The sequence below is a fragment of the Aeromonas ichthyocola genome (genome assembly GCF_046087985.1).
GTDB classification, from domain to species: domain Bacteria; phylum Pseudomonadota; class Gammaproteobacteria; order Enterobacterales; family Aeromonadaceae; genus Aeromonas; species Aeromonas rivipollensis.
The window spans coordinates 228516-250050 of record NZ_JBJSWH010000006.1; the positions used below are offsets into that span (position 1 = coordinate 228516).

Genomic DNA, 21535 nt, shown 5'->3' on the forward strand with positions numbered 1-21535 from the left:
TGGCTGGACAGGCATCCCAGACCGGCGTGAGGCGTTTGCTACAGTCAGCCCACCGCTATTACCCCAAAAACAAAACGCCGCCCCAAGGGGCGGCGTTGTTATTGGCCGGCTGGCTTACTGCTTGAGCAGGCTGGCGTCGGTCACCTTGACCGCAGTGCCGTCGCTTGCGAAGAAGCTGCCGAACTGGGTCTGCATCTCTGAGGTGACGGCGCCGGTCGGATCGAAGTTCTCATCCGGTGCCAGCAGCGAGCTGTGACCGCCGGCCACGAAGCGAGTGGCGTGGTGATTGGCCGCGCCGGTCGCGCTCAGGGGTTGCAGGGCCAGCACCTTGAACAGCGGCTCGGTGCCACCCAGAGGCGCTGTGGCAATGCTGTTCGGGATAACCCGATCCGACAGGCTCAGGGCGCCGTCGCCGACGACTTCGGTGGCAAACAGCGGGAAGTCCGCCGCTATGCCGCGACCCAGGTTGATCGGATCAGCCGAATCCAGCACCGACTGGGCCGCGAAGCTGTAGCTCTGCAGGGTACCGGCCGCGCTCGCCTGGGTAGCAGCGTCCAGGCTCGGCAGGAACTCGTTGACGAAGCAGGTCGGCGCCGCCGTCTTGCAGTTCGGCGCATAGGCGGTGAAGGCCGTCTTCAGGGCGGCGCTGCCACCGGTCAGCACGCTCATCTGGATGGTCGGGCCGAAGGTCGGCGAGTTCAGCAGCAGCGGGGCTATGCCGCCACCCGGCATGGCCAGGCCACCGGTGGTGAACTTGAACAGGGCATCCGCCTGGGCGTTGCCGATGGGCTGGTTGGCCACCGCCAACAGGTTGGCCCCGGCGATGGCACCCAGGGAGTGACCCAGGAAGTGCACCTTGAGGCCCTTCTGACCGATAGCACCCTTGGCATTGGCCAGACCCACCGCCAGACGCAGGCCCAGCAGATCCGCCACGCTCTGTTTCAGGTTGTCCCGCGCCACCGTCAGGTAGCTCAGGTTCAGGTAAGGGGTCGGGTTCTTATCCGTGGTGACAGAGTCCGGACTGCCGGTCAGGGCGAAGCCACGCTCCCCGTGCAGCGGATGATCGATCACCACCACGGCCACGTTCTTCTTTGCCTGGGCGCCGGCACCGATCTGACTCAGCGCCAGGGCGTAGGCGTTCTCCTTCACCGAGGTGACGCCGTGCTGATAGATGATCACATCTGTGATGGTCTTCAGGTCATTGGTTGCGGCAAAGATCCGCATCGGCACGGACTGCACCTCTTCCAGCTTGGGCAGCGGGTTGAAGCGGCCTATGTTCATCTCGGGATCCAGCGCCTTACCGCCGGAGGTGAGGGTCACCCCTATCAGCTTGCTCGCCTCCGCCAGCAACTCGGCCTGACGGCTGGGATCGGCGATGAGCTCGCCCAGCAGGGCCGGATCCACACCGGCGCCCACCAGACCGCCGATCACCTCGGCATCCTGTGCCTTCAGCGCATTGGCGATGGCATAGAGGCTGGGGATGGCACCATGCCAGGACTGGGTCCTGGCCTTGTCCCAGGAGCCGGCGGTGGCCGGTGAGGAGAGGAAGTAAGGCAGCTTGACCGTACCGGTAAAGACCTGGGTCATACCGGCAAGACCTTTCAATTGCGGGTTAGCTTCAACGGCGGCGGCAATGGCATCTTTCTGCTCTTGCGGCAGGAACTGCTCCGCATCCAGCTGGGTCAGGAAGGTATTGCTACCGGTCACGGCCAGGGTGTAGGTGCCGGGCAGGCTGGTGTTGCCCAGGGCATCCTGCTTCCACAGGGCGGCAGCGTCCAGGGTCGGGCTCTTGAGCACGGAAGCGGCCGCGCCCTTCACCGCCACCAGCACGTCGGCACCGGACTGGGTACCGAACCAGTCGGAGAAGATCACGTGATCGCTGGTGATGCCGGTGGCCGCCTTGAACAGCCCTTCCTGCAGCGCGATCAGGCCGCTGATGGTCTGCTCCTGGGCATTGCTGCCGGTGGTGCTCTTGTAGTTGCTATAGTCGCTGCCAGCCCGCAGGGGGTTGCCGCTACTGTCCTTGAGCGAATCGGTCGCCACTATCATGTAGTAGGAAGAGGGATTGAGCGGCTTGAGCGGCACCAGGTTCAGCTTGCCCACCGACTCGGCGACCACGAAGTCCACCCCGTAGGTCAGCACCTTCTTCACGCCACTCGGGCGCAGGGCGGCGCTGTCGAACTCCAGCTCCAGCAGGTAGAGCGGGGCCACCGAGGCACCGAATTCGGCGGCGGACGGCGCCTTGACTGTGATGCCCGAGGCAGTCACTGGCACTATCTGGATCGCCTGGGTAGTGGACCAGCCATCCAGGGTGGAGAGGGCTGAGACTGGATTGGAGAGATCGGCCGTTTCGGTCGAGAACTTCAGGGTGCCGTCACTGGCACGGGCGGCCAGGGCGCTGGGGCGCGCCGCATTGGTGCCGCTCAGCAGATAATCGAGATAGCTTGAGGTATCGCCTTTGTTTTCGTCACTGCCACCACAACCGCTCAGCAGCGCACTGACGACTGCCGCGTAAATTAGCTTCTTTTTCATATCCTTATCTCTTTATATGTTGTTATCCATGATGAGCCTGACGGGGTAGGGTCCAAACCCGACCGAGTCATATTAACAGCAACGCAACAATTAATAAGCCTCTGGTCGGTCATCTGATCTGATTTTTTTGTGTACAACATCAAGGAATTGGAATTGATCCCCGGCGCCAGAGGGTAACAGCCTTCCCCTTATCACCAGACCCGACCAGAACCTTTCAGCGTCAGTGGCGCAAAAAGCCACCCCGATCTCGGCAAAGGGGGGGATTTGTCGGTAGAATGGCGCCATTGCTTAAGGAGAACCCCATGATCGACCCGAAAAAACTGGAAGAGATCGCCAAACAGATACACAACGCCCTGCCGCCCGGCATTCGCAGCATGGGTGAAGAGGTGGAGAAGAAGACCCGTCAGGTGCTGCAGGCCCAGCTGAACAAGCTGGATCTGGTGAGCCGCGAAGAGTTTGACGTGCAGACCAAGGTGCTGCTGCGCACCCGGGAGAAGCTGACCGCCCTCGAGGCCAAGCTGGCCCAGCTGGAACAGCAACTCGGCGCCAAGGGCGAGTAATACGACTCGACGTCCCGTCGGCACATAAAACAAACCCCAGCCAGGCTGGGGTTTGTTGTTTCTGATGCCCAAGGGGGGCCGATAGGGGCTGGCAAATCAAGTTGCTCACCCCCTCATCCCCACCCCTTCTCCCGCGAGGGGAGAAGGGAGCAGATCGGCACTCCTCGGGTAGACGGTGATCAGATGAACTCGTAGGCGTCGCCGAAGATGCGCTCTGGCTCGGCACCCAGCACCTTGAACTCCTCGCGGGCGGCACCCGCCATCTCGAAGCGACCGGCCACATAGATGTCGTAGTCATGCAGGCTGACGAAGTCATCCATGATGGCCTTGTGCACCAGACCGGTCTTGCCGGTCCAGTCCGCTTGTGGCTCCTGCACCACGGGGATGAAGGTCAGCGGCGCATAGTCGCGCTCCCACTGCTGCATCAGCCCCTGCTCATAGAGCCAGTGCGCCTGGCGCACGCCCCAGTAGAGGAACACCGGGCGCTTGCTGCCGGTATCGATCAGATACTCCAGGATGGCGCGGGCGTAGGAGAAGCCGGTGCCACCCGCCATCAGGATCAGGGGGCGCGGCGATTCGTCACGCAGGAAGGCCTTGCCCGCCGCCAGTTCGATCTCGATCTCCCCCTGCTCGCGCATGCGGGCCAGCACCTGGCCGGCGTAGGCGTTCTCCGGGGTGGCACCGATCTGCAGCTCCAGCACACCGGAGCGGGTCGGCGAGTTGGCGATGGAGAAGGGGCGCTTGTCCGAATCGCTCATCACCACCAGCAGATACTGGCCAGGCTTGAAGCTCACCGCTTGCTGCGGCGTCAGGGCCACGTGCCAGATGGTGTCGACATATTCGCGCAGTTCCTCTACGCGGCACTTGATACGTTGCATTCTTGTCCTTGTGAGGGGCCTGCCCGGCCCGCTTCGCTCATGGTTTCACTGTTTTCTGGCGACCAGCTTGTGGTCAAGTCAGTCGAGCATACCCAATTCGGCACGGCAATACCGCACTTTTGCGTCGACATGGCCGCCAGCCCGGGCGGGTCGCTCAGTCGAGGATCTTCAACTCGTCCCAGATCCCGTCGATCTTCTGCTTCACCGCCTCGTCCTGGACTATGGGCTGACCCCACTCCCGGTTGCTCTCCCCCGGCCACTTGTTGGTGGCATCCAGCCCCATCTTGGAGCCGAGCCCCGAGACCGGCGAGGCGAAGTCGAGATAATCGATGGGCGTGTGTTCGATCAAGGTGGTGTCCCGCGCCGGGTCCATCCGGGTGGTGATGGCCCAGATCACGTCCTTCCAGTCCCGGGCGTTGATGTCGTCGTCGCAGACGATCACGAACTTGGTGTACATGAACTGGCGCAGGAAGGACCAGACCCCCAGCATCACCCGCTTGGCATGGCCGGGATAACGCTTCTTGATGGTCACCACCGCCATCCGGTAGGAGCAGCCTTCCGGCGGCAGGTAGAAGTCCACTATTTCGGGGAACTGCTTCTGCAGCAGCGGCACGAACACCTCGTTCAGCGCCACCCCGAGCACAGCCGGCTCATCGGGCGGACGGCCGGTGTAGGTGCTGTGATAGATGGCATCGCGGCGCATTGTCATGTGGGTGATGGTGAACACCGGGAACTCGTCCACCTCGTTGTAGTAGCCGGTGTGATCCCCGTAGGGACCCTCGGGTGCCATCTCCCCCGGCTCCAGATAGCCTTCCAGCACGATTTCGGCGCTGGCGGGCACCTCGAGATCGCAGCTCAGGGCCTTCACCACCTCGGTGCGGCTGCCCCGCAGCAGGCCGGCGAAGGCGTACTCGGAGAGGCTGTCCGGCACCGGCGTCACGGCGCCGAGTATGGTCGCAGGATCGGCGCCGAGCGCCACCGCCACCGGGAAACGTTCACCCGGGTGGGCCTCCTGCCACTCGCGAAAATCGATGGCGCCGCCGCGGTGATCCAGCCAGCGCATGATGAGCTTGTTCTTGCCGATCTTCTGCTGACGGTAGATGCCGAGGTTCTGGCGCTTCTTGTAGGGGCCTCGGGTAATGGTCAGCCCCCAGGTCACCAGGGGCGCCACATCGCCGGGCCAGCAGTGCTGGATGGGGATCTGGTCCAGATCCACCGCGTCCCCCTCCAGCACCACCTGCTGACAGGGGGCGGAGGAGAGCCGCTTGGTCGGCATGTTGAGCACCTGCTTGAAGATCGGCAGCTTCTCCATCAGCTCCTTGAGACCACGGGGCGGCTCGGGCTCTTTCAGGTAGGAGAGCCAGACCCCGACCTGGCGAAGGGCACCGACGTTGGGCTGGCCCATGCCCATGGCGACCCGATCCGGGGTGCCGAACAGGTTGGTCAGCACCGGCATGGAGTAGCCTTTGGGATTCTCGAACAGCAGGGCCGGGCCGCCCGCACGCAGGGTGCGGTCGCTGATCTCGGTCATCTCCAGATAGGGGTCTATCTCGCGGCTGATGCGCTTGAGCTGTCCGGTTTGTTCCAGCTGCGCGATGAAATCACGCAAGTCCTTGTATTTCATGCAGGTACCCTAGCGGGGTCAGGAGGTTCCGCATTATAACCCTGGCCGCGCATCCGGTGTACCCGTATCGGGCAGCATGACGGACGAGGCGTGACGTCTTTCCTGCCTGTCAGCCGATCGGCAAGCTGGGCCAGCAGCCTGGGTTCGTCCATCTGCAGCAACAGGCTGGCCACCAGCGCGCTGTATTGGCGGTTGAGAGCTCCGCCAGCAGGAATTGCTGGGCCTTGTCCGGCAGCGGCGAGAGCGCGCTGAGCTGGCTGCAGGGCGGCTCTTTCAGCTTGAGGGTTGCACTGGCGGCAATCAGCAGATCGCTGGCCGCCGCCGTGATGGAAGCGGCTGATGGTGGAGAGTGCGGCCACGCTGTCCTGATCCACCGGCTGACGCCACAGCTTCATAGAGCGCGCTGTCGCCGGTACGCTTCCAACAGCCGCAGCAGCAACTGGTTGTCGGGCAGGAAGATATTCATGGCGGCCAGCGCTTGCGGCCTCCCGCATTGCAGAGCGGGAAGCGGCTGCCGATCGAGCAGGGCCAGCAGCGCCTGCTGCTGCATGGCCAGATCGGGGTTACGGCTGTAGTAGATGGCTTTAGCGAAGCTGCCCTGGGCCAGCTGCTGGCGATAGTTGTCCTGCCAGGCCAGCTGCTGCCAGTGCCATTGGCCAGCAACTGCCGGGCGCGGGCGGCAAAATCGTAGGCGGGTTGCTGCACCAGAAAGCCGTCCACCTGCTGCTCCACCAGCCACTGGGGGCCTTGGCGGCCTGAGCCGCGCACCCAGGCAGCAGGGGGATACAGGGGTGGCCGGCATTGGAATATCCCCAGCAGCTGCAACAGCAGGAACTCCCGCTGCCCCACCGCCAGGGTTGCCAGCAGGGTGTCGATGGCGGCAAATTGCCCGAGCTGCAGCCGGCCGCCAGATAGCGCTGGTGACCCTGCAACCCCTCGGTCGGCCACCAGCGCCGCCACTTGCGGCAGGCTGGCATGGCGGCAGCAACCCCAGCAATAACCAGAAAACAGGCTTCATGACGTCCCTATCCTTGTGACATCGGGATTTCATACTACTCAGGCGACCGGAAAATAGATAAACAAAAACCGCGACCTGGGCCGCGGTTTCGTCATTTTCTGACCGGTTACTTCTGCTGGCGCCGCATGGCGTCGAAGAACTCGTCATTGGTCTTGGTGGCTGCCAGCTTGTCGATGAGGAACTCGATGCTGTCGATCTCGCCCATGGGGTGAATGATCTTGCGCAGTATCCACATCTTCTGCAGCTCGTCCGGCGCAGTCAGCAGCTCTTCCTTGCGGGTGCCGGAGCGGGTGATGTCGATGGCCGGGTAGACACGCTTCTCGGCAATCTTGCGCGAGAGGTGCAGTTCCATGTTGCCGGTACCCTTGAACTCTTCGTAGATGACTTCATCCATCTTGGAGCCGGTATCCACCAGCGCGGTGGCGATGATGGTCAGGCTGCCGCCTTCCTCAACGTTGCGGGCGGCACCGAAGAAGCGCTTGGGCCTGTGCAGGGCGTTGGCATCCACACCACCGGTCAGTACCTTGCCGGATGAGGGGATGACGGTGTTGTAGGCACGCGCCAGACGGGTAATGGAGTCCAGCAGGATGACCACATCCTTCTTGTGCTCGACCAGGCGCTTGGCCTTCTCGATCACCATGTCGGCAACCTGAACGTGGCGCGAAGCAGGTTCGTCGAAGGTAGAGGCGATCACTTCACCCTTCACCATGCGCTGCATCTCGGTCACTTCTTCGGGACGCTCGTCGATGAGCAGCACGATAAGTTCACAGTCCGGGTGGTTGTAGGCGATGCTCTGGGCGATGTTCTGCAGCAGCATTGTCTTACCGGCCTTGGGCGGCGCCACGATCAGGCCACGCTGGCCTTTACCTATGGGGGCAGCCAGGTCCAGCACGCGGGCTGTGATGTCTTCGGTCGAGCCGTTGCCACGCTCCATGCGCAGACGCTCGTTGGCGTGCAGCGGAGTCAGGTTCTCGAACAGGATCTTGTTGCGGACGTTTTCCGGGCGGTCGTAGTTGACCTCGTTGACCTTGAGCAGCGCGAAATAACGTTCGCCCTCTTTCGGTGGCCGGATCTTGCCGGAAACGGTATCGCCGGTTCGCAGGTTGAAACGGCGGATCTGGCTCGGGGAGACGTAGATATCGTCCGGGCCGGCCAGATAGGAGCCGTCTGCACTGCGCAGGAAGCCAAAGCCGTCGGTCAGGATTTCCAGCACACCGTCGCCAAAGATATCCTCGCCACCCTTGGCGTGCGCCTTGAGGATCGCGAAGATGATGTCTTTCTTGTGCGCCCGAGCCAGATTTTCCAACCCCATGGATTCGCCAAGCTGTACCAGCTCAGACACAGGAGTGTTCTTTAGTTCAGTCAGATTCATAGTGGTGAAAGTCTGTAAGCAAGGATTGAAATGAGGAGACAGTCTGCTGGATTGATGCTGATCGGATTTGACTTGCCAGGCTGCTGTTAAGCAAGGAGTCAGGCAAAAAGGTTAGCAAACGAGCGATAAACTAGCACCAATCGGGATGAGCGTCTAGGTGATAAAACACAAGGAGCGCATTATTGCAATGCGCTCCTTCTTGATTATTACAGGTTACCGTCCAGGAACTCTTTCAGCTGAGTCTTGGACAGGGCGCCGACCTTGGTCGCTGCCACTTCGCCATTCTTGAACAGCAAGAGGGTCGGGATACCGCGAATGCCATACTTGGGCGGAGTGTCGGCGTTATGATCGATGTTCAATTTCGCCACTGTCACGCGACCGGCATATTCTTGGGCGACTTCGTTCAGGATCGGGGCAATCATCTTGCACGGACCGCACCATTCAGCCCAGAAATCGACCAGAACGGGGCTGTCGGCTTTGATTACATCGGCCTCGAAGCTGGCATCGCTCAGCTGAACAATCTTGTCACTCATCTCCAACTCCAGTCAGTAATTAAGGCTTTATTGATGGTTCAACAAAGGCAATAGTTGCCCTATTTGAAATGATCCTGTTTATTATTGCAAGCCTAACCTGATAACCTACCGCCATGAGCAAAACACATCTAACGACCGAAAAATTCGCCCAAATGGGCCTCGAACCCGAAGTTCTGGCTGGTCTGGAATCAAAGGGATTTCACTATTGTACGCCCATCCAGGCACTGTCTCTGCCCCTGCTGGTAGAAGGCCATGACCTCGCCGGTCAGGCCCAGACGGGGACCGGCAAGACCCTTGCCTTCCTGGCCGCGACCTTCAACTATTTATTGACCCATCCCCTGACCAGGCCGCGCCTCGTCAACCAGCCCCGCGCCATCATCATGGCCCCGACCCGGGAGCTGGCGGTCCAGATCTACAACGATGCAGAAGGCATGTCTGCCTCCACCGGGCTCAAGCTCGGTCTCGCCTATGGTGGCGAAGGCTATGACAAGCAGCTGGCCGTGCTGGAACAGGGTGTCGACATCCTGATCGGTACCACAGGCCGCATCATCGACTACTTCAAGTCCAAGGTGATCGATCTGGGCAACATCCAGGTCGTGGTGCTGGATGAAGCGGATCGCATGTTCGACCTCGGCTTCATCAAGGACATCCGCTTCCTGTTCCGCCGCATGCCGCCCGCCACCGAGCGTCTGAGCATGCTGTTCTCCGCCACCCTCTCCCTGCGGGTGCAGGAGCTGGCCTACGAGCACATGAACCACCCGGAACACGTGCAGATAGAGCCGGAACAGATGACCGGCGTGCGGATCAAGGAGGAGCTGTTCTACCCCTCCAACGAAGACAAGATGCTGCTGTTGCTCTCCCTGATGGAAGAAGAGTGGCCGGAAAAGGCCATCGTCTTCGCCAACACCAAACATGTCTGCGAAGACGTGCATGCGTGGCTGGAGAACGACGGCCACCGCGTCGGCCTGCTGACCGGTGACGTGCCGCAGAAGAAGCGGATGAAGATCCTGGAAGACTTCACCAAGGGCACCCTGGACATCCTGGTCGCCACCGACGTGGCCGCCCGTGGTCTGCACATCCCCGACGTGACCCACGTCTTCAACTACGACCTGCCCGACGATGCCGAAGACTATGTACACCGTATCGGTCGTACCGGTCGTGCCGGCAAGAGCGGTCACTCCATCAGCCTGGCCTGTGAAGACTATGCCTTCAACCTGCCGGCCATCGAGGAGTACATCCATCACGCCATCCCGGTCAGCAAGTACGATCGCGACTCCCTGCTGGATGATGTGACCGCCCCGAAACGGGTGTTCCGCAACCGTCAGCCGGTGAACCGCAACATGCGGGATCGCCAGGGTGGTGGCAACAGCAACAACCGCCGCCGTCCGCCACGCAAGAACTAAGGGACTGGCCCAGTTGCACAACTCGCCGCTCTATGCCGCCATCGACCTCGGCTCCAACAGCTTTCACATGCTGGTGGTGCGCGAGGTCGCCGGTGCCCTGCGCACCGTCACCAAGGTCAAGCGCAAGGTTCGCCTCGCCGCCGGTCTCGATCCGGAGTTTCGTCTCAGCCGTGCCGCCATGGAGCGGGGCTGGGACTGCCTGCGCCTGTTCTCCGAGCAGTTGCAGGACATTCCGTCCGACAACATCCGGGTGGTGGGGACCGCCACCTTGCGCCTCGCCACCAACGTTGACGAGTTCCTGAGCGAAGCGGAACGGGTGCTCAACCACAGCATAGAGATCATCTCGGGCGAGGAAGAGGCCAAGACCATCTACGAGGGGGTCTCCTGGACCTCCGCCGGGGAAGGCAACCGCCTGGTGATCGACATCGGCGGCGCCAGCACAGAGCTGGTGATAGGCGAACACAGCGAAGCCAAACTGCTCAACAGCCTGCACATGGGCTGCGTCACCTGGCTCAACAATCACTTCGGTGACGGCGAGCTCTCCGAGGCCCGTTTCCAGCAGGCCATTGCCGCCGCCAAGACGGTACTGGAGAAAGTGGCGGAAGATTACCGCGCTCTGGGCTGGCGCACCTGCGTCGGCGCCTCCGGCACTGTCCAGGCGCTGCAGGAGATCATGCTGGCGCAAGGGAAGAGCGAGCGGGTCACCCTGCCCAAGCTGCAGGAGCTGATGGGTCAGGCCATCGCCTGCGGCAGACTGGATCGGCTGCAGCTGGAAGGGCTGGCCGCCGAGCGGCTGACCGTGTTCCCCTCCGGCCTCGCCATCCTGATCGCCATCTTCGAGACCCTGAATATCGAGAGCATGACGCTGGCGGGTGGCGCCCTGCGGGAAGGCCTGATCTACGGCCTGCTCGGCAACAATCACGACTGTGATGCCAGGGACAGAACCGCCGATAGCCTGATCAGCCGCTATCAGCTGGATAAAGAGCACGCCGAGCGGGTGCGCGACACCGCCGTCGAAGCGTTCAACCAGCTGCAACCGGCCTGGCGTCTCTCCAAGCGCTACGGTCGCCCTATCCTGCGTTATGCGGCCCTGCTGCACGAGATTGGCCTCTGCATCGAGTACAAGAAGGCGCCGCAACACGCCGCCTACATCATCGACAACATCGACATGCCGGGCTTCACCCCGGCGCAGAAGAAGCTGTTGTCGGCCCTGCTGTTCAATCAGCGGGACGAATTCAAGCTGGACACCCTGGAGAAGCAGGGCGCCGTCACCGGTCGCCAGGCGATCCGGCTGGCCCGCATCCTGCGCATCGCGCTGATCCTCTGCATGCGCCGCACCCAGGGCACAGTGCCCAGCTTCACCCTGCAGGCCGAGGAGGAGTCGCTGACCCTGACCCTGCCCAAAGGGTGGATGGACGAACACTATCTGCGCGCCAGCGAGTTGCGGCTCGAGGTGGATCGCCAGCAGAAGATGGGCTGGCCCACCCGCGTGCAGGAAGCCTGACCTCATCACCTGTCTGTCTGAGAGTCGATCATGCCGGATTACCAACCCATCAGCTGTGACCTCTACGACTGGCTCGAGATAGCCGCCCGCTGGCAACTGCCGGTGACCCTCGCCAGCCGCGACGGTCGCCGGTGGGATGACAAGGTCCGCACCATAGAAGCCAGCGAAGGGGTCGAGTATCTGCTGCTGCACAGTGGCGAGCGACTCAGCCTGGGGAGCTGGCGACCCTGCGCCTGAGCTGGCAAGGGGAAGATAAGCTGATCCGCTTCGCGCCAACCAACTGAATCCAATACGAAAAAGGAGGGCCAACATAACGTTGGCCCTCTTTTTGCATCCGCAAGGGTGATCAAGCCGCTGGAGGTGCCCAGCAGCGAACTCAAGCTGGAGATCCTTGCTCTCGCCGCCAACGGCTTCAGCGCCTTCACCACCAGTTGAATCTGCGCCAGGCCATGGTGCTGCCGGGCCACGAGCAGTACTACGAGCTCAAGCCCAGAGGTCGCGGCTGGTGAACAACACCCAGGTCGCCACAGTAGAAGGCACGGTCGCCGCCGGGCTGTGCGGCGGCCAGCTGACCGACAAGGCCTTCGTCTCTTCTACAGCCAGAAGCGATGACAACTACCCCCCGACATGGCGGACAGCGACAACGGCTTCTATGCCAGCGCCCGTATACGCAAAGCGGTGGCGGCTTTGGTTACGAACTGGGATTTGTTCATGTTGGCGAAGGCTGATCTGGCGCTGGTCTGCAATGGCAACGAGGACAATCCGGCGCTGGCCGGCGACCCGCTGCAACTCAAACCGTGCAGAAAGCCCAGGCGGTGACGCCACCACCAGCATCAACTTTCTGCGACTCGCACCGACAGTTAACCCGCCGCCAGCGCCGCCATCACATAGACATCGAAGCGGTTACCCTTGGTCTCGATAGCCATACTGGGTTTATGTTCATTGAGCCAGCCAGCATAGGCTGGGCGCTTTACCACCACCCGCTTGTTCGCCATCTTGAGCGCGGCAGGCAGCAGGGCATCCGCATCGAGATCCGGCCCCACCAGGGACTGGAACACCCGCATCTCTTTTTTCACCAGCGCCGACTTCTGCTTGTGGGGGAACATGGGATCGAGATAGATGACATCGGGCCGCTCGCTCAACGCCAGCAGGTTGTCCACCGCTGGCCCCTGCAGAAGATGCATGCGCTCGCTGACCCAGGGGCCAATCTCGGGATCCTGGGCCGCCCGCGCCAGCCCGTCCTGCAACAGGGCCGCCACCACGGGGCTGCGTTCGATCAGGGTCACCTTGCAGCCGAGGGAGGCCAGCACGAAGGCGTCACGGCCGAGCCCGGCGGTGGCATCCACCACTGTCGGCATGGCCCCGGACTTCAACCCCACCGCCTTGGCGATGGACTGGCCGCGGCCGCCACCGAACTTGCGCCTGTGGGCCACGGCCCCTTCCACGAAGTCTACATAGACGGCACCCAGCTTGGGTTCGTCCAGCTTGCGCAGCTCCAGCCTGGTGTCAGTCAGCACCAGCGCAAAAGGGGCAGGAAACTCCACCTCGGCCAGACGCAGTCGCAGGGCGTCCAGCTCGCCATCGCGGGCGGGCACTTCACTGAAAACCTGGATATGGGGCATAACGAAGACTCATGGCGGCACGGAAGCGGGCATGATAGCAGAAGCGGGGGATCAGCTCACTGTGGTCAGATTGGCCAGGTTCATCCCCTGGCGATTGAGGGTCAGGTATTCCACCAGGTCGTCGTAGGGAAGCGGGCGGCTGAGCAGATAGCCCTGGGTGAAGGCACAACCCTTCTGACACAGGAAGTTGAGCTGCTCCCGGGTCTCCACCCCCTCGATCACCACCTGCATGCCGAGGTTGTGAACTATGTTGATGATGCCGTCCAGCAGCAGCCGGTCCTGCTCGTTGAAGGGGATGTGGCGCACGAAGGAGCGGTCAATTTTCACCAGATCCACCGGGAAGGTACGCAGGTAGTTGAGGGCCGAGTAGCCGGTGCCGAAGTCATCGATGGCCAGCTTGCAGCCCGCCTCGCGCAGGGCATCGATCCGCACCCTGTGCTGATCGCTGCTCTCCATCAACAGGGATTCGGTGATCTCTATGATGATGTCCGCCGGGTCCAGGTCGAAGTGACGGATCACTCGCAGCCACTCGTTCGCCTCGGGATCTATGGTCTGAAACTCCAGGGTGGAGCGGTTGATGGACATCTGCAGATCCGGGAAGCCGGACTGCTGCAGGCGGGCCAGATCCCGGCACGACTGCCAGAGCACCAGAGCCCCCAACCCCTGGATGAGCCCCGCCTCTTCCGCCAGCGGGATGAAGTCCGCTGGCGACACCTGACCCCAGTGGGGGTGATACCAGCGCACCAGGGCTTCCAGCTTGGCGACCCTGCCGCTGCGATTGTCCCAGATGGGCTGATAGGCCATGGTCAGCTGCCCCAGCTTGATGGCCTCCGCCAGATCCTGCTGCATCTGGTGGCGCTGGCTCACCTCTTCCCGCATGGAGGCGCTGTAGGTACCGAGGGAGCGCCCCTGCCGCTTGGCGACGAACAGCGCCTGCTCGGCGTTGCGCAGCAGCTCGTCGCTGTCGGCCCCGTCGTTGGGGCAGAGGGTGATACCTAGGGTCGCGGTCACATAGAGGTGCTGGTTCGCCAGCATGAAGGGACGGGCGAAGCCGCCTATCACCTGCTTGGCGAAGACCTCGGCCTGACGCCGGTTGACTATGCCGGGCACCAGGAAGGCGAACTCGTCGCCGCCGATGCGGGCCACCAGATCCTCGGTGCGCACCCGGCTCACCAGCCGATCCGACACCTCTCGCAGCAGGGCATCGCCGACATGGTGATCCATGCTGTTGTTGACCGCCTTGAAGTTGTTGAGATCCAGCACCATGAGCGCGAAGCGCTCCCCCCGCTCGCAGAAGCGGGCAAGGCAGCGGCCGAACAACCAGCGGTTCGGCAGCCCGGTGAGGTTGTCGTAGTTGGCCTGGGCGGCGATCTTCTGCTCCGCCAGCTTGGTCTGGGAGAGATCGCTGAAGATGGCGATGTACTGGCTGATCCTGCCCCCTTCTCGCAGGGCGCTGATCATCAGCTGCTGGGGATAAAGCTTGCCGTTCTTGCGCTTGTTCCACACCTCGCCGCGCCAGATCCCCACCCGCTCCAGGGCGTGATACATGTCGGCGTAGAAGGTCTGATCGTGCAGCCCGGACTTGAGCAGGCTGGGGCGCTGGCCGCGGGCCTCCTCCTCGCTGTAGCCGGTGATCTTCTCGAACGCCGGGTTCACCGAGATGATGCGGCTGTCGGCATCGCACACCAGTATGGCCTCGGAGAGGTTGTCATAGACCCGGTGGGAGAGCTTGAGCTGCTCCGCATGGCGCTTCATCGGGTCTATGTTCTCCAGCACCACCATGAGGTAGTCCGGATGCATCTGCTCGTTGCGGATCAGGGTCACAGTCACCCGGCCCCACAGCACAGAGCCATCCCGGTGCAGGTAGCGCTTCTCCTGGGTGAAGGCGGGGCGCTCTCCCCGCTTGAGCGCGTCGTAGAGAGGGATGCTGGTCAGCCAGTCGTCGGGGTGGTTGAGCTCGGCAACGGTGAGTCGCAGCAGCTCCTGCTGGCTGTAGCCCAGCATCTTCTCGATGGCCGGGTTGACCCAGAGGATGGTGCCGTTCAGATCGAGCTTGCCGATGCCGACCGGCGCATGGGACATCATGGTGTCCAGGAAGTCGGGGCATTCCGGCTGGGCGGGGAGCGACTGACGCTGCTGCTGATACATCAGGGCCAGTTCACGGCCGGCGAGCGGCGCCAGCAGCCGCAGCAGCCCCATGATCTTGTCCATTCTGGGGGTGGCCCGCTTGAACATGACGCTGCACAGCCCTATGGTCTCCCCTTCGGCACTCTTCAGTGCGACGCCGGCATAGCCCCGAACCTGGCAGCGCTCCAGCACGGCCGCATGGGGAAACAACTCCCGGGTGCGATCGCTGAACCAGGCTTCTCCCTGCTGCATGGCGATCTCCCCCGGGGTATCCGCGAGGGGGAAGCTGTAGGAGTTGATGTCGAGAGAGGCGGGATAGGCGGCATGCACTGTGAAGAAGAGCCCGGCCTGATCCTTGCCTGAAACCAGGACGAAGTCAGCCCCGACCGCGTTGGCGATTTCACTCACAAAGGTATCAAAATATCCCTGACCACTCGAATGAGACAGGCTTGAGATGATTTGATAGACAGACTCGAGTGCTCGCCTCATGGCAAGGTTCTTTCTCTCCTTGGAAGGTAGAACCCGACTCTACTGAAGAGGCGGGGCCAGTGCAAACATGCACTCCGCAAGATATTAAAAACCCTTGAAAAAAGGGACCAAAAGGTCCCTTTTTATCTCAAAAATCACGCTGTGATCCCACTATGTCGCAAATCTGTACCTGCTTGAAGCTCACGCCGGTGAAGAGCGCTGGGCCTCATGCGGCAATCCCGCTATGACGTAGCAGCGCATCCACCTTGGGTTCGCGACCGCGGAAGGCACGGAACAGCTCCATCGGCTCCTTGGAGCCCCCCTTCTCCAGAATGTTCTTCAGGAAGGATTGGCCGGTGGCAGGGTTGAAGATCCCCTCCTCCTCGAAGCGGGAGAAGGCATCGGCGGAGAGCACCTCGGCCCACTTGTAGCTGTAGTAGCCCGCCGCATAGCCGCCCGCGAAGATGTGGGAGAAGCTGTGCTGGAAGCGGTTGAACGCCGGTGGCGTCATCACCGCCACCTGGCTGCGCACCTCACTCAGCAGCGCCGGGATCTGATCCGCCCTGGCCGGGTCAAACTCCTGGTGCAGGCGGAAATCGAACAGGGCGAACTCCAGCTGACGCAGCATCTGCATGGCCGCCTGGAAGTTGCGGGCGGTCAGCATCTTCTCCAGCAGATCTGCGGGCAGCGGCTCGCCGGTTTCATGATGACCGGAGATGAAGGCCAACGCCTCGGACTCCCAGCACCAGTTCTCCAGGAACTGGCTCGGCAGCTCCACCGCATCCCAGGCCACGCCGTTGATGCCGGCCACACCGGCCACATCGATCTGGGTCAGCATGTGGTGAATGCCGTGGCCGAACTCGTGGAACAGGGTGACCACTTCGTTGTGGGTGAACAGGGCCGGCTTGCCATCCACCGGGCCGTTGAAGTTGCAGGTCAGGTAGGCCACCGGCTTTTGCAGTGAGCCATCCTGACGGTAGCGACGGCCGAGGCAGACATCCATCCAGGCTCCGCCCTGCTTGTGTTCCCGGGCGTAGAGGTCGAGGTAGAAGCTGCCGCGCAGCTCGTCCTCGGCATCGAAGATGTCATAGAAACGCACATCGGGATGCCAGGTGTCGATGCCGAGGCGCTCGCGTACTTTCATGCCGAACACCCGCTTCACCACCTCGAACAGCCCCTTCACCACCCGGCTGGCGGGGAAGTAGGGACGCAGCTGCTCGTCGGAGATGGAGAACTTGTGCTGCTTGAGCTTCTCGGCGTAGTAGGCGAGATCCCAGGCGGCCAGCTCGCGCTGACCGTGTTGCTCGGCGGCGAAGGCGCGGATCTCCTCCAGCTCGGCCTTGCCTTGCGGCAGGGACTTGGCCGCCAGATCGGTGAGGAAGCTCACCACCTGTTCGGTCTTGTCCGCCATCTTGGTGGCAAGGGACAGCTCGGCGTAGTTGGCAAAGCCCAGCAGCTGGGCCAGCTCGCGGCGCAGGGTGAGCAGCTCGCTCATGATGGCGGAGTTGTCCCACTTGCCGGCGTTCGGGCCCTGGTCGGAGGCGCGGGTGGTGAAAGCCTCATACAGCTCGGCGCGCAGTGCGCGGTTGTCCGAGTACATCATCACCGGCAGGTAAGAAGGAATATCCAGGGTGAACAGCCAGCCCTCTTTGCCTTTGAGTTCAGCCATCTGACGGGCGGCCGCCTGGGCGCTCGCAGGCAGACCGGCCAGTTCGGCCTCGTCGGTCACCAGCTTGCTCCAGCCCTGGGTCGCATCCAGCACGTTGTTGCTGAAGCGGGAGGCCAGCTCGGAGAGGCGGGCCTGAATTTCCCCATAGCGCTGCTGCGCCTCGGCGGGCAGACCTATGCCGGAGAGGCGGAAGTCGCGCAGGGTATTCTGGATCTCCTTGCGCTGGGCGCCGCTCAGCAGGAGGAAGTCGTCGCTCTCGGAGAGAGCCAGATAGGCCTGATAGAGCCCTTCATGCTGGCCCACATAGGTCTGGAATTCGGAGAGCAGCGGCAGGCAGGCGTCATGAGCCGCGCGCAGCGCCTCGCTGTTGAGCACGGCGTTGAGGTGGCTGACCGGCGACCAGACTCGGGACAGGCGGTCATTGACCTCTTCCAGCGGGGCTATCAGGCTGTCCCAGGTGTGGGGGTCCCGCTGCGCCAGCACATCCTCAATCTTCTGTTTGCAATCGGCGATGGCCTGCGTCACGGCAGGCTGCACCTGATCGGGCTGGATCTGGCTGAAGGGGGGCAGCGAGTCCATTGTCAGCAAAGGGTTAGTCATCTGCGGTACCTCTAAATGCTCTGCAGCCCCTGCCGTCCAGAAGCTTGCTTGGACCATCTAAGATGTAGGCAGAAACCCCATTTATCAAGCCTTTGCCACCCAGAGCCGGGCCCGCTGCCCAGATTTCGCCAAAAGCTGCTCATTAATGCAGCGATCCGGCATCCAGAGACGACAATGCCGGCCCTGGGGCCGGCATTGTGAAGGGGATGACGCCGTTCGCATCAGCGCCGGGCGTCTTCCTTCAGCCACTGCGCCACACGCTTGGCGAAGTAGGTGAGGATGCCGTCGGCACCGGCCCGCTTGAAGCAGAGCAGGGACTCCAGGACGCACTCCCGCTCCTTCAGCCAGCCGTTCTGGATCGCCGCCATGTGCATGGCGTACTCGCCACTCACCTGATAGGCGAAGGTCGGCACCCCGAACTGATCCTTCACCTGACGGATCACATCCAGATAGGGCATGCCCGGCTTGACCATGACGCTGTCAGCCCCTTCGGCGATGTCCAGCGCCACCTCGTGCAGCGCCTCGTTGCCGTTGGCCGGATCCATCTGATAAGTGGCCTTGTTGCTCTTGCCGAGGTTGGCGGCGGAGCCCACCGCATCGCGGAACGGGCCGTAGTAGCTGGAGGCGTATTTGGCGGAGTAGGCCATGATCTGGACGTTGACGAAGCCGTTCTCTTCCAGCGCGGCGCGAATCGCACCGATGCGGCCATCCATCATGTCGGACGGCGCCACTATGTCGGCCCCGGCGGCGGCGTGGGAGAGTGCCTGCTTCACCAGGATCTCGGTGGTGATGTCGTTTTGCACATAGCCTTCGTCATCTATGATGCCGTCCTGACCATGGGTGGTGAAGGGATCCAGCGCCACATCGGTGATGACCCCCAGCTCCGGGAAGCGGGCCTTGAGGGCACGGGTGGCACGCTGGGCCAGGCCGTCCGGGTTATAGGCCTCTTCCGCCAGCAGGCTCTTCTGCTCCAGCGGCGTCACAGGGAACAGGGCGATGGCGGGCACGCCCAGCTCAACCAGCTCGGCGGCCTCGATCAGCAGCAGATCGATGGAGAGACGATCCACCCCCGGCATGGAAGCGACGGCCTCACGCTGACCCTCCCCCTCCAGCACGAACACCGGATAGATGAGATCGTTGACGGTCAGCTGGTTCTCGCGCACCAGACGACGGCTGAAATCATGTTTGCGCACCCGGCGCAGGCGGCGACCCGGAAAGGCGCCCGGAAGAGTTATGGCCATGAATCACTCCAAAAGAGGAAGTTGGAAAAATGCGGCGGAGGTGGCCCGGGTATGGGCCAGCAAGGCCTCGGGCGCTTCACCACGGCAGGCCGCCACCACCTGGGCGATGTGCGGCAAAAAAGCGGGTTCGTTGCGTTTGGGTCTGGGTTTCAGATCCCGCGGCACCAGATAGGGGGCGTCGGTCTCGATCATCAGCCGACCGGCGGGGATGCGCGCCACCTGCTCGCGCAGCAGCTGGCCACGGCGCTCGTCACAGAGCCAGCCGGTCACCCCTATGTGCAACCCCAGGGCCAGACACTGGTCCAGCTCCTGGTCGGAGCCGGTGAAGCAGTGCAGCACGGCCCCCGGCAGCCTGGACAACCAGGGACGCAGGATCTCGATGAAACGGGCATGGGCATCGCGGCAGTGCAGAAACACCGGCATCCCGAGCTCGGCGGCCAGCGCCAGCTGGGCGTCGAACACCGCATCCTGCACCGGACGGGGGGAGAAGTCGCGGTTGTAGTCGAGACCGCACTCGCCGATGGCCACCACCTGGGGCAGGGCCGCCAGCGCGCGCAGGGCGGGCAGGGTCTGCTCATCCACACTCTTGGCGTCGTGGGGATGCACCCCGGCGGTGGAGAAGCAGTAACCGGGCCACTCGGCGGCAAGCGTGGCACTCTCGCGGCTGCCAGCCAGATCGGTACCGGTCAGGATCAGCGCCTCCACCCCGGCGGCGCGGGCGCGGGCCACCAGGTCGGCCTGTTCGCCGGCAAACTGGGGACTGGTGAGGTTGAGACCAATGTCGATCATGGGATCAGAGGTTCCGAACAAAAGGAATACATATCAGGTATTTGAAAACCATCTACTCGATGGGGCATCACCATACGCCTCGAACGGATGCATGAAAAGAGGAAGGGAGCCTCAGCTCCCCTCTTCCGGTTGTTCCTGCTCCTCCTCGTCCTCTTTCCTCACATAGAAGCGGGCGAAGAAGAGACCTATCTCCCACAGGGCCCACATGGGGATCGCCAGCAGGGTCTGGGAGAAGACATCGGGCGGGGTCAGCAGCATGCCGACCACGAAGACCCCGACGATGACGTAGGGGCGCTTCTCCCTCAGGCTCTTGGGGGTGGTGACCCCGGTCCAGCAGAGCAAGATGGTGGCCACAGGTATCTCGAACGCCACCCCGAACGCGAAGAACAGGGTCAGCACGAAGTCCAGATAGCTGGCAATGTCGGTCGCCACCGTCACCCCGGCGGGGGCCGTGCTGGTGAAGAAGCCGAACACCAGAGGGAACACCACGTAGTAGGCGAACGCCATGCCGGCATAGAAGAGCACGGCACTGGAGGCCACCAACGGCATGACGAGACGCCGCTCGTGCTGGTACAGGCCGGGGGCGATGAAGGCCCAGGCCTGATAGAGCAGATAGGGGATGGCCACGAAGAAGGAGACCACCAGGGTCAGCTTGATGGGCGTGATGAAGGGGGTCGCCACATCCGTCGCTATCATGCTGGTCCCTTCAGGCAGCTGGCTGAGCAGCGGCCGGGCCACGAAATCGTAGATGTCGTTGGAGAAATAGATGAGCGCGACGAACGCCAGCAGGATGGCAGAGATGGAACGCAGCAGACGGGTTCTCAGCTCCACCAGGTGGCTGATAAGGGGTTGCTCGGCCTGACTCATGGCTTCACCTCCCCTTTGCCGGCAGACTCGCTGACCGGCTCGCGCTGGCTGTTGACCGGCGGCACCTCGGTCAGCTGCACCGCAGGTTCCACCGGCGTGGCAGGTTCAACCTGGGCGACGGGCGGGCGGATCTCGTTCTGTGCCTCATGCTGTGGTTGATAGGGACGGTTCACCGACTGGGCCGCTGCCTTCAACTGCTCGATGGACTCCTGCAGCTCGGGGCTCAGGTTGTTCATCTGCAACTGCTCGGCTTTCTTCAGATCATTGTGCAGCTCTTGCAACTTGAGCTCCTGCTCCAGCTCTGTCTTGACCGAGTTGGCGGTACTGCGGATCAGCTTGATCCAGTGGCTGGCGGTACGGATGGCAACCGGCAACCGCTCGGGACCCAGCACCACCAGAGCGACGACACCGATGACGACCAGCTCCCAAAAACCGATGTCGAACATGGCTTAGGCCTGATCTTTGTCTTTCTGCTTGGCGGTCTCGGCACTGCTGGCCGTCTCGTTCAGCTGCTTGGCCGGAAACTCCGCATCCTTCTGCTCAGGCTTGGCATCGGCCGGATCATCCGACAGCGCCTTCTTGAACCCCTTCACGGCGGCACCCAGATCGCCACCTATGCCGCGCAGCTTCTTGGTACCGAACAGCAGCACGACTATGACTGCGATGATCAACAATTGCCAAATACTGATACCACCCATGACTTTCTCTCCAGGATAGGCGCCTGATGG

Annotated in this window: 18 protein-coding genes and 2 pseudogenes; 5 read left to right on the plus strand and 15 right to left on the minus strand. The window is 62.5% G+C overall.

The window, feature by feature from the left end; genetic code table 11:
* Positions 1–114: 114 nt before the first annotated feature.
* Entirely contained in the window at positions 115–2532 is a 2418-nt protein-coding gene (locus ACF2JD_RS18265; RefSeq protein ID WP_440987927.1) for a VolA/Pla-1 family phospholipase, read from the minus strand.
* Between the two features lie 302 nt (positions 2533–2834).
* Here ACF2JD_RS18265 and ubiK point away from each other — a divergent pair, with 302 nt between their 5' ends.
* Positions 2835–3092 (plus strand): ubiquinone biosynthesis accessory factor UbiK, encoded by a 258-nt coding sequence (gene ubiK, locus ACF2JD_RS18270; RefSeq protein ID WP_025328825.1) that lies wholly within the window; start codon positions 2835–2837, stop codon positions 3090–3092.
* A gap of 179 nt (positions 3093–3271) precedes the next feature.
* On the opposite strand, the gene fre is transcribed toward ubiK, so the two are convergent.
* The 6 genes from fre to trxA form a co-directional block, all read right to left on the minus strand.
* Positions 3272–3970: an NAD(P)H-flavin reductase gene (gene fre, locus ACF2JD_RS18275; protein ID WP_025328826.1), complete on the minus strand. Its 699-nt coding sequence runs from the start codon at positions 3968–3970 to the stop codon at positions 3272–3274.
* Between the two features lie 154 nt (positions 3971–4124).
* Positions 4125–5594, minus strand: coding sequence for a 4-hydroxy-3-polyprenylbenzoate decarboxylase (gene ubiD, locus ACF2JD_RS18280; protein WP_025328827.1), 1470 nt, complete (start codon positions 5592–5594; stop codon positions 4125–4127).
* Positions 5591–5989: a hypothetical protein gene (locus tag ACF2JD_RS18285; protein WP_440987928.1), complete on the minus strand. Its 399-nt coding sequence runs from the start codon at positions 5987–5989 to the stop codon at positions 5591–5593. The genes ubiD and ACF2JD_RS18285 overlap by 4 nt, the downstream gene beginning before the upstream one ends.
* A 67-nt stretch (positions 5990–6056) precedes the next feature.
* Positions 6057–6542, minus strand: a complete 486-nt coding sequence (locus ACF2JD_RS18290) for a hypothetical protein (RefSeq protein WP_440987929.1) — start codon at positions 6540–6542, stop codon at positions 6057–6059.
* A 176-nt stretch (positions 6543–6718) separates the two neighbouring features.
* On the minus strand, positions 6719–7984 hold the full coding sequence (gene rho / locus ACF2JD_RS18295) for a transcription termination factor Rho (protein WP_440987930.1): 1266 nt from the start codon (positions 7982–7984) through the stop codon (positions 6719–6721).
* Positions 7985–8190: 206 nt separating this feature from the next.
* Positions 8191–8517: a thioredoxin TrxA gene (gene trxA, locus ACF2JD_RS18300; protein ID WP_025328829.1), complete on the minus strand. Its 327-nt coding sequence runs from the start codon at positions 8515–8517 to the stop codon at positions 8191–8193.
* Between the two features lie 113 nt (positions 8518–8630).
* On the opposite strand from trxA, the gene rhlB reads away from it, so the two are divergent.
* The 4 genes and pseudogenes from rhlB to ACF2JD_RS18320 all read left to right on the plus strand — a co-directional run.
* On the plus strand, positions 8631–9920 hold the full coding sequence (gene rhlB / locus ACF2JD_RS18305; RefSeq protein WP_106885407.1) for an ATP-dependent RNA helicase RhlB: 1290 nt from the start codon (positions 8631–8633) through the stop codon (positions 9918–9920).
* 13 nt (positions 9921–9933) lie between these two features.
* Positions 9934–11424, plus strand: coding sequence for a guanosine-5'-triphosphate,3'-diphosphate diphosphatase (gppA, locus tag ACF2JD_RS18310; protein WP_440987965.1), 1491 nt, complete (start codon positions 9934–9936; stop codon positions 11422–11424).
* A 30-nt stretch (positions 11425–11454) separates the two neighbouring features.
* A pseudogene (locus tag ACF2JD_RS18315) lies at positions 11455–11708 on the plus strand (Rho-binding antiterminator).
* Positions 11709–11766: 58 nt separating this feature from the next.
* A pseudogene (locus ACF2JD_RS18320) lies at positions 11767–12260 on the plus strand (DUF4382 domain-containing protein); the annotation flags it as partial.
* 24 nt (positions 12261–12284) lie between these two features.
* Here the strand turns inward: ACF2JD_RS18320 and ACF2JD_RS18325 are convergent.
* The 8 genes from ACF2JD_RS18325 to tatA form a co-directional block, all read right to left on the minus strand.
* Positions 12285–13046, minus strand: coding sequence for a class I SAM-dependent methyltransferase (locus tag ACF2JD_RS18325; RefSeq protein ID WP_440987931.1), 762 nt, complete (start codon positions 13044–13046; stop codon positions 12285–12287).
* A 51-nt stretch (positions 13047–13097) separates the two neighbouring features.
* A complete protein-coding gene (locus ACF2JD_RS18330; protein WP_163149900.1) occupies positions 13098–15662 on the minus strand; it encodes a putative bifunctional diguanylate cyclase/phosphodiesterase in 2565 nt (854 codons plus the stop codon).
* Between the two features lie 205 nt (positions 15663–15867).
* Positions 15868–17910 carry an oligopeptidase A gene (gene prlC, locus ACF2JD_RS18335; RefSeq protein ID WP_440987932.1) on the minus strand — a complete coding sequence of 681 codons (2043 nt, stop codon included), beginning with the start codon at positions 17908–17910 and terminating at the stop codon, positions 15868–15870.
* Positions 17911–18131: 221 nt separating this feature from the next.
* On the minus strand, positions 18132–19151 hold the full coding sequence (hemB, locus tag ACF2JD_RS18340; protein ID WP_368168949.1) for a porphobilinogen synthase: 1020 nt from the start codon (positions 19149–19151) through the stop codon (positions 18132–18134).
* Between the two features lie 3 nt (positions 19152–19154).
* Positions 19155–19940: a TatD family hydrolase gene (locus ACF2JD_RS18345; protein WP_440987933.1), complete on the minus strand. Its 786-nt coding sequence runs from the start codon at positions 19938–19940 to the stop codon at positions 19155–19157.
* A 111-nt stretch (positions 19941–20051) separates the two neighbouring features.
* Positions 20052–20807 carry a twin-arginine translocase subunit TatC gene (tatC, locus tag ACF2JD_RS18350; protein ID WP_139744615.1) on the minus strand — a complete coding sequence of 252 codons (756 nt, stop codon included), beginning with the start codon at positions 20805–20807 and terminating at the stop codon, positions 20052–20054.
* Positions 20804–21253, minus strand: a complete 450-nt coding sequence (gene tatB, locus ACF2JD_RS18355; RefSeq protein WP_427236611.1) for a Sec-independent protein translocase protein TatB — start codon at positions 21251–21253, stop codon at positions 20804–20806. The genes tatC and tatB overlap by 4 nt, the downstream gene beginning before the upstream one ends.
* A gap of 3 nt (positions 21254–21256) precedes the next feature.
* Positions 21257–21505, minus strand: a complete 249-nt coding sequence (tatA, locus tag ACF2JD_RS18360; protein ID WP_025328841.1) for a Sec-independent protein translocase subunit TatA — start codon at positions 21503–21505, stop codon at positions 21257–21259.
* Between the last annotated feature and the right edge of the window lie 30 nt (positions 21506–21535).